Genomic DNA, 14668 nt, shown 5'->3' on the forward strand with positions numbered 1-14668 from the left:
CGGCCCCGCCGGCGGTTATTTAAGCTGAAAGGGCAACGTAACGGTGAATATGGAGATAATCATGACTGATTCAGTGTCCAACGATCGTAATCCCACCCCGGATGTGGCGGAAGACAACGCGTTCTTCCCATCGCCTTACTCCCTCAGCCAGTACACCTCGTCCAAAACCGACTTCGCGGGCGCCAGCTACCCGAACGCCTATCGCGGCGGCAAGTGGAAGGTGCTGATGATCGCCTCGCAGGAGCGCTACCTGCTGATGCAAAACGGCAAGTTCTTCTCTACCGGCAACCACCCGGTCGAGATGCTGTTACCGATGTATCACCTGGATCTGGCCGGTTTCGAGATCGACATCGCCACGCCGTCCGGCGATCCGGTGAAGCTGGAGATGTGGGCGTTCCCGCAGGAAGACGAAGCGGTCAAGGCCACCTACGAGAAGTACCGCAGCCAACTCAAGCAGCCGAAAAAGCTGACGGAGGTGGTGAAGGATCTGGACGGCGGCAACTACCTCGGCGTTTTCATCCCCGGCGGCCACGGCGTGCTCAATGATATCCCGTTCAGCGAAGAGGTGAAAAAGACCCTGCACTGGGCGCACGACAACGATCGCTACGTGATCTCGCTGTGCCACGGGCCGGCGGGCCTGCTGGCGGCGGGCATTGGCGAGAGCAAAGACGATTTCCTCTATCGCGGTTATGAAATGTGCGTGTTCCCGGACTCGCTCGATACCGGCGCCAACATCGACATCGGCTACATCCCCGGCCCGATGCCCTGGCTGGTGGGCGAACGCCTGCGCGAGCGGGGCGTGAAGATCGTCAACGCCGACATCACCGGCAAGGTGCATAAAGATCGGCGCCTGCTGACCGGCGACAGCCCGCTGGCCTCCAACAACCTCGGCAAGCTGGCGGCGGAGACGCTGTTGGCCGACGTCGCCGCGCGATGAGCGACGAGATCGCACAGCGCGCTTTCCAGGCGGCGCTGGCGATGGACCACGAGCGAACCCTGTCCGCCATTCAGGGGCGGGTTCGCGCCTTCGCCGCGCCGTTCGGCTTCGATCGCTTTGTGCTGTTTTCCGCTTCCGCCGCGGCGGAGGCGGGGATCGAGCATATCTATTGGGTCGAGGGCGACTGGTTCGGCGACGGCGAGGCCGTCGATGCGTTGACCTACGTGCGGCACTGCCCGGTGACCCGGCACATGCTGCGGGTCAGCGAGCCGTTTTTCTGGACCAAAACCTGGGCGGAGCAGGGCGAGCGCTACCGGATTGTGCGCACGCCGCGCGGCGCGGGCCTGCACGGCGTGCAGATCCCGATATTTGGCCCGGCCGGTTTGGAGGGCGCCGTCAGCCTGGGGGGCGAGCGCATCGATGCCTCGCCGCCGGTGCGGCTGGCGCTGTCGCTCGTAGGCTCGGCGGCCTTTCAGGCGGCGCGGCGGCTGTTCGCACCGGCGGCCGGCGAGGGAGAGGGGCGGTTGTCGGCGCGCGAGCGCGAGGTGCTGAGCTGGACCGCCATCGGCCGGCGGCAGGCGGATATCGCCGCGATGCTCGGCCTGTCTGAACGCACGGTGGAAAACCACCTGCGGCGCATTCGCCAGCGCCTTGGCGCCGCCACCACCGCGCAGGCGATCAGCGTGGCGATCCGCCTGGGGGAAATCGCCCCCGAGAGCCGTTAGCCCGCCGCCATTTGCCGCAGCAGCCACTCGCGCAGCGCAATGATATCGGGGCGCTGCGCGGTTTCTTCGGTGGCCACCAGATAATAGTTGGCGCCGGGTAACGCCGTCTCGAACGGCGCGGCCAGCACGCCGCGCTGCAATAAATCGCGCGCCAGCAGCCGGCTGGCGATCACCACCCCCTGGCCCGCCACCGCCGCCTGCAGCGCATGCGTCTCATCGCTGAAGGTCAGCCCGGCTTCCACGTTCAACCCTTCCGGCCCGTAGCGCCGCCGCCAGTTTTCCCAGGTCGGCGAGTCGGCGGGCACCTGCCGATGCGCCACGTGAAACAGCGTTACCCGCTGCAAATCCTCGCTGCGCTCCAGCGCCAGCGCCGGGCTGGCCACCACGATAAAGCGGTCCTCATGCAGCAGGGTGCAGTGCAGATCGCTTTCCGGCGTTTCACGGTAGCGAATGGCGACGTCCACGGTGCGCTGGTTGAGATCCACCCGCTCGACGCTGGTGTGCAGGCGAAGATCGATGGCGGGAAACTCCGCCTTGAAATCCGCCAGGCGCGGCACCAGCCAGTGGGTGAGAAAATTGGAGGTGGTGGTGACGGTCAGCGCCGGCGGCTGCTGGGCGCGGGTGATTTGGGCAACGGACTGCTCCAGCGCGGCAAAGGCGCGCTGGGTGCCGGCATACAGGATCTCGCCGGTCTCGGTCAGGCTGACGCCCTGCGCGCTGCGCTCGCACACCCGGCACTCCAACACCGATTCCAGCAGCTTGATCTGATGGCTGACCGCCGTCGCGCTGACGCCCAGCGCCTCGGCGGCCAGTTTGAAGCTGCGGCAGCCGGCCACGGCGTGGAAGGCGCGCAGCGCGCCCAGCGGCGGCAAACGGGTTTTTCTCATGGCTGAGTTATTCTCATCTAAGGCTGAAAACTATGAGTTTGTCTGACCGATTATACAAGAGATAGGCTACTGACATGTGAACAGGGAAATGAATTTATTTCATCATTTCCATCATGTCGGGAGTGAACGATGAGCCTCTATATCAACAACGGCGCCTTAGGCGCCATGGAACACACGGGAACGGCGGCGAGCGCCTTGGCGCTCAGCGTGCCGGTGGCCGCGGGCGCCTTGCTGCTGAAGACCGAAAGCCTGCTGGGCATCGGCGCAACGCTGATGCTGCTGACGGCATTGGCGCTGGCGTTTCTCGGCGGCGCCGCGCTGGCCCGCTGGCAGCCGCTGCGGAACCGGCCTGCGCTGGCTATGCTCCGCTATGGCTTTTTGCTGGCGGCGGCGGGATGGCTATTGACGCTGCTGATGCTGTTCGGTGGCCACGGCTGGCCGGTTCTGCTGGCGGGCATCGCCCTCGGCGGCCTGGGGCAGGGCGTAGCTTACCGCACGGCGGTGGGGGAGAAAACGGCGTTCGCCGTGGCGTGCCGGCTGACGACGGTGGTGACCATCGTGGCCGTGGGGGTTGCCGCTTTGCTGATTCAAACCTACGCTGCACCGGGCGCGAGAGGGAGCTGTTTCGCGCTGGCGTTGCTGGTCGATCTGGCGTTGTTGGGGGCGTTGATGGCGCGGGTTGCAGAGCGGGATAGAGGCTGAGACATTGCGGAGGGACAAGGGCCTGCTTGGGGGACGGGGCGGGCCTGTTGGTGTTTGTGGGGATATTATTCAGATAATTTCAGCATCAGAGTTTTCGGTTAATCCGTAATGCATCAACAACGAGAGAAAACGCCGGAGACGGTTGCTTACGGCTGGGATAATACAGATAGTAACCCGGAAATGGCAGGCACCAGGGTTCAAGTACTCGAATCAGACGCCCCTCGCTAATATGCGAACCAAATTCCTCTTCAGGTAAAAAGGCAATCCCGAGCCCGGCCAGCGCAGCATCAACAACATGATCCGATGTATTAAAAGTTAATTGTCCTTGAACCCGGACATTGAACTTGCCGCTCGCCTGCTCAAATTCCCAGGCATATATTTTCCCGGAACGCACCATCCGTTCATTGATACAGATGTGTTGCGTGAGATCGCGTGGTGTTTGAGGGGCAGGATGAAGAGCGAAATATTCAGGGGCGGCCACCGCTGCCATGCGCATTTTCGGACCGATAGGTACGGCTATCATATCCTTGTCGATGGTGTCTCCGAGCCGCACACCTGCGTCAAAACGGTCCGCCACGATGTCCCGGAACCCGTGGTTGGCGTCGAACTCAATTTGGATATCCGGATATTCGCGTAACAGCGGTGTCAGTTTGGGCAGCAGGGTGGTTTTCAGCACGTTCGGCCCGCAGGTAATCCGAACGATCCCAGCAGGCTTATCCCGCAGTGCCGTCAGCATGTCCAACTCGGCCTCAATCTCATCAATGCGATGGCCCACAGACTGCAGCAGGCGTTCCCCTGCAGCAGTCACTGACACGCTGCGCGTGGTTCGCGTCAGCAGGCGGATTTGCATCCGTTCTTCCAATCCGGAAATCGCCTGGCTCAGTGCGGGCTGGGTCACACCAAGCTGCGCGGCCGCGCGTGTAAAGCTGCCTTCCCGCGCCACGGTGATGAAAGAGAGTAAATCGTTGAGATTACGTCTGGCCATGTTCATTTCCAGTCTATTTATAAATTTTACTTATAAGGGCATTAAGTATTCATTAGCTAGTTAACCCGCTGCATATTGGTAACAATAACGGAATGAAAAAGTCAACGTTAACCTTTATGCAAAACGCCCACCGCAGAACGTCACTGTTGCTGACCCTCCTTGCCGGCCTGCTTTTCGTCACGCAGTCCGTTATGGCGGATGGCCATGACCGAGGAGGAGCACGGGAGACGCTTATGAAAATTGAGATCATTGTGGATGGAGAAACCGCCACCGCTACCCTTTTTGACACGCCGACGGGACGGGATTTTGCGTCACTGCTTCCCCTCAGCCTGACGCTGGAAGACTATGCCGATATTGAGCGCATCAGCAATCTGCCACGCAGGCTTTCCACGGCACACGCACCGGACGGCATGACGCCGGAAGCCGGGGATATCACTTTCTATACGCCGTGGGGCAATCTGGCGATTTTTGTCCAGGGCAGACCTTACGCCCGTTCACTGATCCCGCTAGGGAAAATCGATTCCGGACTGCCAGCCCTGGAGCGTCGCGGACCGCTAGCGGTACAGATTAGGGCCGCAGACTGACCTGCAACATCTTCCGCACCGCGCTTTTCCCTTATCTCCGTCCCATCCCCTTATGCCGTATCAGCGCCTTTTGGAAAGCTGAGGGCGCGGGGAAGCTGACATCGTGTTAACCACTGAAAAGAAATTCATCAATGAGTAACCAGACAGACGAGAACAGAAAAAACATCACAGGAAGCGGAAAACATCCCGCGCACTGGAGCGGCGTCTTTGCCATGACACTGTGCGTCTTCGCACTGATCGCCTCCGAATTTATGCCCGTCAGCCTGCTGACGCCGATGGCGCAGACTCTGAATGTCACCGAAGGGATGGCCGGCCAAGGGATTGCCATTTCCGGGGCATTTGCGGTGGTAACCAGCCTGTTTATTTCCGTACTGGCAGGTACGCTTAACCGGAAAATCCTGCTGCTCGGTCTGACCTGCATTATGGCGGTTTCCGGCGCAATCATTGCCATGGCTCCTAATTATCTGATCTATATGGTCGGTCGAGCCCTGATTGGCATCGTGGTCGGCGGATTTTGGTCGATGTCGGCTGCCACGGCGATGCGTTTGGTTCCGGTGCACCGAGTTCCGCTCGCGTTGGCCATTTTTAACAGCGGCAATGCACTGGCCACGGTCATCGCGGCCCCTTTGGGCAGTTGGCTCGGTTCGGTGATCGGCTGGCGCGGAGCCTTCTTTTGTCTGGTGCCGGTCGCGATCGTCGCGTTTATCTGGCAGTTGTTCAGCCTGCCCTCCATGCAGGTCACCCGGCAGAGTACCGGTGCCAGCAATGTCTTCACGCTGTTTCGCCGTCGAGTGGTCACATTAGGCATGCTGGGCGTCGGCATCTTCTTTATGGGGCAGTTCACGCTATTTACCTACATTCGGCCTTTCCTTGAAACGGTGACGAAGGTGGATGCTTCAGTGGTCACCCTGATCCTGCTGGTTATCGGTGTCGCGGGTTTCATCGGCACCACGCTGATTGGCAGGGTGCTGAAACGCGGCTTCTACTCGACCCTGATAGCCATTCCGGTGCTGATGGCCATCACCGCGTTGGCACTGATCGCTTTTGGCAGTCAGGTGGCCATCGTGATGGTGCTGCTCGGGTTGTGGGGGCTGATTTCCACCGGTGCACCGGTGGGGTGGTGGGCTTGGGTACCGCGTACCTTTCCGCAGAATGCCGAAGCCGGCGGCGGGTTGATGGTGGCGATGGTCCAGTTATCCATTGCGCTAGGTTCAACGGTAGGGGGGCTGCTTTTCGATCACCACGGCTACCAGAGCACTTTCCTGGCCAGCGTCACGATGCTGCTTATCGCGACCGGGCTGATTTTCCTGACCTCACGTGCAGACACCTCTGCCAGAGACCATTCATAAACCCAGGAGTTATGTCATGACAGTTAAGGCGTATGGCGCCCGCGGCACCCATGATGCGCAGATTGATTTCGCGTTCTGCGGTGTCTGCCATTCGGATAACGCCACCCTGGCTTAATTATAAGGAGACCATCATGAAGAAATTTACGGTAGTTCTGGGGCTGCTCATCAGTTCATTTGCCGCCTCTGCGGCGGATATGTCCGGTGGAGCCGATAATTTTTATAAAAGCGATAAGGTGACGCAGCAAAAAGTGACCTTTAAAAACCAGTATCAGATGAACGTGATCGGCAACCTGTTTATCCCAAAATCGATGAATCAGAACGCCAAAAAGCCGGCGATCGTCGTTGGCCACCCAATGGGGGCTGTCAAGGAACAAAGCTCAACGCTGTATGCTCAAAAGCTGGCGGAGCAGGGTTTTATCACGCTGGCTATCGATCTTTCATTTTGGGGGGAAAGCGAAGGCAAACCGGGGCACCTGATTTCACCGGAAATCTACGCGGATGATTTCAGCGCGGCGGTTGATTATCTGAGTACACAGCCGTTTGTTGATTCGGAAAAAATCGGAGTGCTGGGTATCTGTGGTAGCGGAAGTTTCGTTATCAGTGCCGCGAAGATTGACCCGCGTATGAAAGCCATCGCTACCGTCAGCATGTATGACATGGGGGCTGCGTTCCGTCACGGCCTTAATCGTTCGCAGACGCTTGAACAGCGGAAGTCCTTTATCCAGTCAGCCATTGAGCAGCGTTTTGCTGAGTTCAAAGGGGGGGAGGCCGTGTATATTCCCGGCACCGTGAATAAATTGAACGCTTCTACGCCGGATATTCAGCGTGAGTTCTTTGATTTCTACCGCACCGAACGCGGTGGTTACACCCCAAAGGGTGAGAAAGAAGCACTGACGACGAAACCGATGTTGAGCAGTATCGGCAAGTTTATGAACTTCTATCCGTTCAACGATATTGAAACCATTTCACCGCGCCCGATGTTGTTTATCACCGGCGATCGGGCTCACTCAAAAGAGTTCAGCGAGGATGCATTCAAACGCGCCGGTCAGCCTAAAGAGCTTTATGTTGTACCGGGCGCAGGGCATGTCGATCTCTATGATCGTACCGACGTGATCCCTTTTGACAAACTGACAGACTTTTTCCGTAAGAACCTGCAATAACACGTTCAGTTAAGGAGCATCTGACATGAACTATAAACATCTGGGTCGTACCGGCCTGCGGGTGAGCCGCATCGGTCTCGGTACCATGAATTTCGGTGAGCTGACGGATGAGCCGGCCAGCTTCAGGATCATGGATGAAGCCGTGGATGCGGGTATCAACTTTTTCGATACCGCTGACGTCTATGGCGGGCCGCAGTCGCCGGATATGGCAAAGGGGTACGGGACATCTGAAGAAATCATCGGTAACTGGTTGGCGCTCAGTGGCCAGCGTGACCGAATCGTGTTGGCCACGAAAGTTTACCAGCCGATGGACACGGGCCCGAATGACAAATACCTGTCCGCCTACCATATTCGCCGGGCCTGTGAGGCCAGCCTGAAAAGACTGAAAACGGACCATATCGATCTCTACCAGATGCACCATATCGACCGGAACACCCCCTGGGAGGAGATCTGGCAGGCCATGGAACAGCTGATCCGTGAGGGTAAAATCAGCTACGTGGGCAGCAGTAACTTTGCCGGCTGGGATATTGCCACCGCACAGTGCACGGCTGATGCGCGCAACCTGCTGGGGCTGGCATCGGAACAGAGCCTTTACAACCTGACCCAGCGAACGGTTGAGCTTGAAGTCATTCCGGCACTGCGTCATTACGGCATTGGCCTGATCCCCTGGAGCCCGGTCGGGATGGGGATGCTAGGTGGCGTGCTGAAAAAAATTGCCGATGGCCGCCGGGCAACACCGCAGCTGCAGGCACAGATCAATCGCTTGCGGCCGCAGCTGGAGGCCTGGGAAACGCTGTGTGATGAGTTGGGGGAGGCGCCGTCAGACGTCGCGTTGGCCTGGCTGTTGCAGAACCCCGTGGTTACCGCTGTGCTCAGTGGCCCGCGCACTGCTGAACAGCTCCGTCAGAATCTCAATGCCCTGACGTTGTCCCTTTCAGGCGATACGCTCAAAAGGCTGGATGCCATCTGGCCGGGACCGGGCGGGGAAGCCCCTGAAGCCTACGCATGGTAACCGTTATCCGTATTAACAATGACCGGCCTTCGGGTCGGTAATCATGTTATTTCAGTCAAATTTATTTATTACATGAATATGTTCTACTCTGCACCAATTCTTAGATGTCCGCTTTCGGCGCTACAGGCGGTCCGTTCCGTGCTAAATGCGAACCTTAGCGCTAACGTGCCTCGCTCAAGGCCGCCTCTACCCCCTCCCTATTAATATTACAAATTCTTGTATAATTCCTGCCAATACTGGGTTGACGAGTCATATCATACAGGACCACTCTGGCTATAGAATTTCCGTATTCAAAATAGGATAACGAGAGACAAGTCATGGATATCGTGAAAATTAAAGGGCGTCTGACCTTCCTTCAGAAAGCAGAAAAACTCAAAAGCGTGCTACGCAGTGCGCACTCATCTACGGGTAGAGCGGAAAGTACAGCCGAGCACTCATGGCGCCTGTGCCTGATGGCTATGATCTTTGAAAACGAGCTCGCTGGTATGGATATGCTCAGGATCCTTAAGATATGTCTCGTTCACGACCTGGGAGAAGCAATCCATGGTGACATTCCTGCTGTAGAACGAGAACTGCATCCGGATAAGAGCGAACAAGAGAAAGCCACTCTGTTGCATCTCACACATTCTCTTGGTGAAAAGCAACGGGAGGAAATTCTGTCACTTTGGCAAGAATACGAGCATGCCGCCTCGCCGGAAGCCAGGGTCGTCAAGGCACTCGATAAACTCGAAACTATCCTCCAGCACAACCAGGGGATTAATCCACCAGACTTCAATTACGAATTCAATCTGACCTATGGTCAGGAGTACACAAGCACCCATCCCTTGTTTACGTTAATGCGCGAAATCCTCGATGAGGATACGCGCCAAAAAATTGCCGAGCGTGCGCAACTGTAGTCCGAAAGATACGCGGCTATCAATATGCGAAATTTTGAGCAGGTTCCGAACCAGACGCTGGACGTCTGGGCTAACGGATATCAGTCAGCATACTTACTTTTAGAAGCGTCCGCTTTTCGCGCATAGCGAACTAAAGTTTCGCCATACCAAATAAGCCTCAGTGCGACGAAACAAATACCGAGGCAGGCTGCGCGGGCGGAATGGCGAAGTGACGCTGCATGCGTTTTATCTCCTCTGCCGGTGGCAGGCCAAACAGACGCTTGAATTCGCGGTTAAATTGCGAGGGGCTTTCATAGCCAACGGCGTAACTCGCGGCGGCGGCGGTGATTTGTTGGCGCACCATCAGCATCCGTGCCTGGTGCAGGCGCACCGATTTCACATACTGCATCGGCGGCATCTGCGTTATCGCTTTGAAATGGCTATGAAAGGTCGGCACGCTCATGCTGGCCCTCATCGCCAGCTGCGTCAGCGTTAACGGCTCCGCGTAAGCGGCATGGATGTGCTGCAGTGCTTTACCGATTTTGCCAAACTGGCCCTGCAAGGCCAGCGCGGCACGCATTGCGTTGCCCTGTGCGCCTGTCAGCACGCGGAAGTAGAGTTCACGCACCCGCGCCGGGCCGAGGATCGCCGCCTCAAGCGGGTTGGTCAGGACGTCAAGTAAGCGAAGAACGGCCATTTTTACCGCGCCGTCCATGGGGCTCGACATCATGCTTTGCGGCGCGACGGGAGGATGCGGGGCGCCATGCTGTTCAATCTGCAACATCAGTTCCGCGGCAAGCTGAAAATCCAGATGCATATAAATCGCCAGCAGCGGATGTGCTGCCGACGCATCGGTTTCCATCACAAACGGCACCGGCACCGAAACCGCCAGGTAGTGCTGCTCATCATATAAATAGGTCTGTTGACCGAAATAGCCGCGTTTGCTGCCCTGGCAGACAATCACGATCCCCGGATCGTAAAGCACCGGCGTTCTGGCAAGCGGGCGATCGGAACGCAAAATTCGCACATCAGGTAGGGCAGTGAGGTTGTATCCCTCTTGCACCGCAAGTCTATTCATCAGGGCAATCATGTCGGACATCCCACCGCCTCATAAAATCAGGCAAGAAAAAGAGAAGATACGGCCTAAAAATGCGGCAGATCAGAGAATACCATGCAATCTTCATGGTTCATGGGAGTTCTTTTTATGGCATCTGCAAAAACGATTTTAATCACCGGCGTCAGCAGTGGCTTTGGTCAGGCGCTGGCGCGCGAAGCCCTCGCCGTCGGGCATCGTGTTATAGGGACGGTGCGCAACAGCGAAGCGCTGCAGGCTTTCGGCGCGCTCGATACGCAGCGGGCTTTTGGCTATCTGCTTGATGTCACGGACGTTGAGCGTATTGATGAGGTGGTTGGAGAGATAGAGTCCGCCGTCGGTCCGATAGATGTGCTGGTGAACAATGCCGGTTACGGCCATGAAGGCATTCTGGAAGAATCCCCGCTTGCAGAGCTGCGCCGCCAGTTTGACGTCAATGTGTTTGGCGCGGTGGCGATGATCAAAGCCGTGCTGCCGGGCATGCGCCAGCGCCGTCGCGGCCACATTATCAATATCACCTCAATGGGCAGTTTCATTACCTTGCCCGGTATCAGCTATTACTGCGGCAGCAAATTTGCACTGGAAGGGATATCAGAAACGTTAAGTAAAGAGCTTGCCCCGTTCAACCTACACGTGACCGCCGTGGCGCCCGGCTCGTTTCGAACGGACTGGGCCGGGCGTTCAATGGTGCGCAGCCCTCGCCGTCACCCTGACTATGACGCGTTATTTGAACCTGTTCGTCAGGCGCGTCAGGAAAAAAGCGGTAAGCAACTCGGCGATCCGGTGAAGGCGGCTCACGCCATGCTGGCATTGATCGAGAGCCGGAACCCGCCAACGCATCTGTTGTTAGGCAGCGACGCATTAAGTTTAGTGCGGCAAAAGCTCGAGGCGTTAGGTCAGGAAATTGAACAATGGGAGAAACTTACCCGTTCAACGGATGGCTGAACGGTTTCGGGTAGAGAGTGTCGGGGATCATCGATGATGACCGTCCAACAGCAAAAAGCCCGCTCAGGTTTCCCTGAGCGGGCTTCTCTAAATATGGCTCCTCTGACTGGACTCGAACCAGTGACATACGGATTAACAGTCCGCCGTTCTACCGACTGAACTACAGAGGAATCGTGTGAACGGGGCGAATAATAGCGAGGCACCGTCGGCATGTCAAAGGCGGATTACACATTCTGTGACTGTTTGCTTACAGAATGCGCAACCCGTTGAGTTTTTTGGCAGATTTAGCCCTCGGGCGCCCGCTGCAGGCGCAGCTGATAGCGGTAAACGCCGGCGGTGAGCAGGTCATCCCGGTGCACGCTCGGGCTCCAGGAATCGTCGCCGCCCACCCCCATGTGGAAGCCGTCCAGATGCAGCCAGGTGCCTGCTTCCGGCTGCAGCAGATGCTGGTGGCTGCAGGCCATCAGCTGTTGCAGGCCGTAGCGGCTGAGCGAGAAGTGGAAGCGGCCGTCGATGCGCCAGCCGCCGTAGCGCAGGCTACGGGTGTCGCAGCGCAGCCCGTTCTCGCCGGGGAAAAGATACGGCGTGTGCAGATCCGCCAGCGGCAGGCGCCAGCGCCCGTGCTGCGCGGCCAGGCGGCGATCCGGGTAGTTCTCGTGCGGGCCCAGGCCCAGCCATTCCACCTGCGGTTGCACCGTCGCCAGTTGGCAGTGCAGGCCGATGCGCGCCGGCGGCGGCAGAGTATCGGCCACCTCGACCTCCACGTTTACGCTCACCGCGCCCAGCGCATCGAACAGCCACTGTTTGCGGCCGAACAGCAAAATCTGTCCGTCCACGCCGAACTGGTGTTCGCTCACCACCTGCACGCCGTTTTGCAGCGCGTCGGCCTGCAGCCGCGTGCAGCGTTCCTCCAGCCGGTACAGGCCCGCCAGCTTCCAGCGTTCGACCCAGGCGTTGGGATCGATATGGTCCGCCTCGCTGACGCCGATGTCGTTATCGATCGGCGCGCGCGCAAAGCCGTCGCGTAGCGGCGTCAGCAGCTGCGGTTGCTCATTCTGCCACCACTGCGTCAGGTGGCCGCTGCTGCGCTCGAAGCGCCAGCGCTGGTCGCCGTGGGTCAGGGTCAGCCCCCGATCGTCTTCAATCAGCGTGGGCGGCACGCCCTGCGGCGGCGGCGGCACGGGATGCAGCGCGCGCGGCACCCGCCACTGATCCCAGGCGCAGCGGTGGTGCGCTTCGGACCAGTCGGTGGCCTGCGGCTGTACCACCTCTACGTTCAACCACAGCTCGCCGGGCTGATGCAGCATCGGCAGGCGATCGAGCAGGGTGAAGCTAGCGCTGCCCTGCGGCGGCAGCGCCAGATCGAAGCTGCCGCTGGCGCGCTCCACGCCGTCCAGCTCCAGCCGCCAGTTGAGCTGCTCGTTGTCGGTGTGGCGGAACAGGTAATCGCTGGTGACGGTCAGCGTCAGCGCGGCGGCGTCGAAGGCGAAGCGGAACAGCTGCTGCGCCCGCTGCGCTTCGAACAGCGCCGGGTGCGGAGTGCGATCCGCGAACACCAGCCCGTTCAGGCAGAACTGGCGATCGTTGGGGGTATCGCCGAAGTCGCCGCCGTAGGCCCAGTACTCTTCGCCCTGGGCGTCGCGCTTGATCAGCGCCTGATCGACCCAGTCCCAGACAAAGCCGCCCTGCAGGCGCGGATAGTGGTGGAACGCGCGCCAGTAGCGCTCAAAGCCGCCGAAGCTGTTGCCCATCGCATGGGCGTATTCGCACAGGATCAGCGGCCGCTGCTCCTCCGGCAGGCCGATCCACTTGCCAATCGCCCATTTGGGCACCGCCGGGAACGGCTGATCCTGATCCACCCGCGCATACATCGGGCAGATGATGTCGGTGGCGGCGGTGTCGGCACCACCGCCTTCATATTGCACCGGGCGGGTCGGATCCTGGCTTTTCACCCAGCGGTACAGCGCGTCGTGGTTCACGCCGTGGCCGGACTCGTTGCCCAGCGACCAGATAATGATGCAGGGGTGGTTGCGATCGCGCTGCACCATGCGGGTAACGCGCTCGCTCATCGCCGGCAGCCACAGCGGATCGTCAGCCAGGCGGTTCATCGGTTGCATGCCGTGGGTCTCGATATTGGCTTCGTCTACCACGTACAGCCCATAGCGGTCGCACAGCCGATACCATAGCGGGTGGTTGGGATAGTGCGAGCAGCGCACCGCGTTGAAGTTGTGCTGTTTCATCAGCAGGATGTCGTGGCGCATCGTCGCCTCGTCCATCACCTGGCCGTGGCGCGGATGATGCTCGTGGCGGTTAACGCCGCGGATCAGCAGCGGCTGCCCGTTGAGCCTCAGCAACCCGCCGCTGATGTCCACCTGGCGGAAGCCGACGTCATAGGCCTCCACCTCGATAATCTCCCCCTCGGGTGAGAGCAGGGCGACGGTAGCGCGATACAGCGTGGGCGTTTCGGCGCTCCACAGCGCCGGGCGTTCTACCGGCAGACGCAGCGTGACGCGATCGTCATAGGCGCCACGCTCGTCCACGATCTCGCTGCCGAGTGGCTGGGTGCGTTCGGCCACCCGCGCGCCATCGCGCCACAGCTGAACCTGCACCTGCAGCGGGCCGGGCCGGCTGGCGCGCGCCGTCACCACCAGTTCGCCGCGGGTAAAGCGGTCATGCAGCGGCGTGGTGATGCGCACATCGCTCAGGTGCGCGGCGGGTTTGTGCAGCAGGCTGACGTCGCGGAAGATGCCGCTCATGCGCCACATGTCCTGATCTTCGAGATAGCTGCCGTCGCACCAGCGCAGCACCATCACCGCCAGCCGGTTTTCTCCCGGCTGCAGCCACGGGCTGAGATCGAACTCCGCCGGCAGGCGGCTGTCCTGCGAATAGCCGACCCAGTGGCCGTTGCACCACAAATAGAACGCCGAGTTGACGCCGTCGAAGATGACGCGCGTCTGGCCGGCGGCCAGCCAGGCCGGATCGACGCTGAAGGTGCGCGAGTAGCAGCCGGTCGGGTTGTCTTCCGGCACGCGCGGCGGATCGACCGGGAACGGGTAGCGCACGTTGGTATAGATCGGCGCATCGTAGCCGGCGAGCTGCCAGTTGCCCGGCACCGCCAGCGGGGCGGCGTCCGGCAGATCCTGCTGCAGCCAGCCTTCCGGCGTCGCCTCTGGGCGCGGGAAATAGCTGAAGCGCCACTCGCCGTTCAGCGACCTGCGGCTGGCGCTGGGGGCATCGTCGCGCGCGTCTTCCAGCGTGCGCCAGCTGGCGAACGGCGGGTGGGCGTCCAGCCGGCGGGAGTGGGTGCAGGCCGGGTTTTGCCAGTCACGGCGGGCGAGGATCTCGGTCAGGGAAGCAAGGGGCGCAGCGGGCATCGGCGATCGTCCAGTCGGCTAGGTGATGCTCACCAAGATG

Annotated in this window: 13 protein-coding genes and 1 tRNA gene; 9 read left to right on the forward strand and 5 right to left on the reverse strand. The window is 59.7% G+C overall.

All coding sequences use genetic code 11. The features are described 5' to 3' along the window. The first annotated feature begins 61 nt into the window (after nt 1-61). A complete protein-coding gene (gene hchA, locus ACYF6X_RS04360; protein ID WP_063989292.1) occupies nt 62-937 on the forward strand; it encodes a glyoxalase III HchA in 876 nt (291 codons plus the stop codon). After that, nucleotides 934-1662 carry a PA1136 family autoinducer-binding transcriptional regulator gene (locus ACYF6X_RS04365; protein ID WP_063989293.1) on the forward strand — a complete coding sequence of 243 codons (729 nt, stop codon included), beginning with the start codon at nt 934-936 and terminating at the stop codon, nt 1660-1662. Before hchA ends, ACYF6X_RS04365 begins: the two co-directional genes overlap by 4 nt. Here ACYF6X_RS04365 and ACYF6X_RS04370 read toward each other — a convergent pair. Next, a complete protein-coding gene (locus ACYF6X_RS04370; protein WP_063989294.1) occupies nt 1659-2549 on the reverse strand; it encodes a LysR substrate-binding domain-containing protein in 891 nt (296 codons plus the stop codon). The two genes, ACYF6X_RS04365 and ACYF6X_RS04370, sit on opposite strands and share 4 nt — an antisense overlap. A 129-nt stretch (nt 2550-2678) precedes the next feature. Here ACYF6X_RS04370 and ACYF6X_RS04375 point away from each other — a divergent pair, with 129 nt between their 5' ends. Further along, the gene (locus ACYF6X_RS04375; RefSeq protein WP_130017193.1) at nt 2679-3251 is read left to right on the forward strand and encodes a hypothetical protein; all 573 of its coding nucleotides are present in this window, start codon (nt 2679-2681) and stop codon (nt 3249-3251) included. 85 nt (nt 3252-3336) lie between these two features. Here the strand turns inward: ACYF6X_RS04375 and ACYF6X_RS04380 are convergent, their stop codons facing one another. Beyond that, entirely contained in the window at nt 3337-4236 is a 900-nt protein-coding gene (locus tag ACYF6X_RS04380; protein ID WP_107226483.1) for a LysR family transcriptional regulator, read from the reverse strand. A 233-nt stretch (nt 4237-4469) separates the two neighbouring features. Between ACYF6X_RS04380 and ACYF6X_RS04385 the strand changes: the two genes are divergently transcribed. From ACYF6X_RS04385 to ACYF6X_RS04405, 5 genes are all read left to right on the forward strand, one after another. Beyond that, a complete protein-coding gene (locus ACYF6X_RS04385) occupies nt 4470-4820 on the forward strand; it encodes a cyclophilin-like fold protein (RefSeq protein WP_107226596.1) in 351 nt (116 codons plus the stop codon). Between the two features lie 131 nt (nt 4821-4951). Then, nucleotides 4952-6169, forward strand: coding sequence for an MFS transporter (locus tag ACYF6X_RS04390; protein ID WP_107226482.1), 1218 nt, complete (start codon nt 4952-4954; stop codon nt 6167-6169). A 131-nt stretch (nt 6170-6300) separates the two neighbouring features. Next, on the forward strand, nt 6301-7329 hold the full coding sequence (locus tag ACYF6X_RS04395; RefSeq protein ID WP_130017194.1) for an alpha/beta hydrolase: 1029 nt from the start codon (nt 6301-6303) through the stop codon (nt 7327-7329). A 25-nt stretch (nt 7330-7354) separates the two neighbouring features. Beyond that, the gene (locus tag ACYF6X_RS04400; RefSeq protein WP_130017195.1) at nt 7355-8341 is read left to right on the forward strand and encodes an aldo/keto reductase; all 987 of its coding nucleotides are present in this window, start codon (nt 7355-7357) and stop codon (nt 8339-8341) included. Nucleotides 8342-8658: 317 nt separating this feature from the next. Beyond that, entirely contained in the window at nt 8659-9237 is a 579-nt protein-coding gene (locus ACYF6X_RS04405; protein WP_107226479.1) for an HD domain-containing protein, read from the forward strand. A 157-nt stretch (nt 9238-9394) separates the two neighbouring features. Here ACYF6X_RS04405 and ACYF6X_RS04410 read toward each other — a convergent pair whose 3' ends face one another. Next, entirely contained in the window at nt 9395-10315 is a 921-nt protein-coding gene (locus ACYF6X_RS04410) for an AraC family transcriptional regulator (protein WP_130017196.1), read from the reverse strand. 105 nt (nt 10316-10420) lie between these two features. Here ACYF6X_RS04410 and ACYF6X_RS04415 point away from each other — a divergent pair, with 105 nt between their 5' ends. Beyond that, entirely contained in the window at nt 10421-11254 is an 834-nt protein-coding gene (locus ACYF6X_RS04415; RefSeq protein ID WP_130017266.1) for an oxidoreductase, read from the forward strand. Nucleotides 11255-11348: 94 nt separating this feature from the next. Here the strand turns inward: ACYF6X_RS04415 and ACYF6X_RS04420 are convergent. Then, nucleotides 11349-11424: transfer RNA gene (locus ACYF6X_RS04420), tRNA-Asn, on the reverse strand. A gap of 114 nt (nt 11425-11538) precedes the next feature. Beyond that, nucleotides 11539-14628, reverse strand: a complete 3090-nt coding sequence (locus ACYF6X_RS04425; RefSeq protein WP_406880015.1) for a beta-galactosidase — start codon at nt 14626-14628, stop codon at nt 11539-11541. Between the last annotated feature and the right edge of the window lie 40 nt (nt 14629-14668).

This window comes from Serratia sp. ID 25-353 (assembly GCF_054792795.1).

What these genes read in the sequence shown, in the direction of transcription:
- hchA (WP_063989292.1), top strand. Translation starts at nt 62, where the DNA reads ATGACTGATTCAGTGTCCAACGATCGTAATCCCACCCCGGATGTGGCG.
- ACYF6X_RS04365 (WP_063989293.1), top strand. Translation starts at nt 934, where the DNA reads ATGAGCGACGAGATCGCACAGCGCGCTTTCCAGGCGGCGCTGGCGATG.
- ACYF6X_RS04370 (WP_063989294.1), bottom strand. Translation starts at nt 2,549, where the DNA reads ATGAGAAAAACCCGTTTGCCGCCGCTGGGCGCGCTGCGCGCCTTCCAC.
- ACYF6X_RS04375 (WP_130017193.1), top strand. Translation starts at nt 2,679, where the DNA reads ATGAGCCTCTATATCAACAACGGCGCCTTAGGCGCCATGGAACACACG.
- ACYF6X_RS04380 (WP_107226483.1), bottom strand. Translation starts at nt 4,236, where the DNA reads ATGGCCAGACGTAATCTCAACGATTTACTCTCTTTCATCACCGTGGCG.
- ACYF6X_RS04385 (WP_107226596.1), top strand. Translation starts at nt 4,470, where the DNA reads ATGAAAATTGAGATCATTGTGGATGGAGAAACCGCCACCGCTACCCTT.
- ACYF6X_RS04390 (WP_107226482.1), top strand. Translation starts at nt 4,952, where the DNA reads ATGAGTAACCAGACAGACGAGAACAGAAAAAACATCACAGGAAGCGGA.
- ACYF6X_RS04395 (WP_130017194.1), top strand. Translation starts at nt 6,301, where the DNA reads ATGAAGAAATTTACGGTAGTTCTGGGGCTGCTCATCAGTTCATTTGCC.
- ACYF6X_RS04400 (WP_130017195.1), top strand. Translation starts at nt 7,355, where the DNA reads ATGAACTATAAACATCTGGGTCGTACCGGCCTGCGGGTGAGCCGCATC.
- ACYF6X_RS04405 (WP_107226479.1), top strand. Translation starts at nt 8,659, where the DNA reads ATGGATATCGTGAAAATTAAAGGGCGTCTGACCTTCCTTCAGAAAGCA.
- ACYF6X_RS04410 (WP_130017196.1), bottom strand. Translation starts at nt 10,315, where the DNA reads ATGTCCGACATGATTGCCCTGATGAATAGACTTGCGGTGCAAGAGGGA.
- ACYF6X_RS04415 (WP_130017266.1), top strand. Translation starts at nt 10,421, where the DNA reads ATGGCATCTGCAAAAACGATTTTAATCACCGGCGTCAGCAGTGGCTTT.
- ACYF6X_RS04425 (WP_406880015.1), bottom strand. Translation starts at nt 14,628, where the DNA reads ATGCCCGCTGCGCCCCTTGCTTCCCTGACCGAGATCCTCGCCCGCCGT.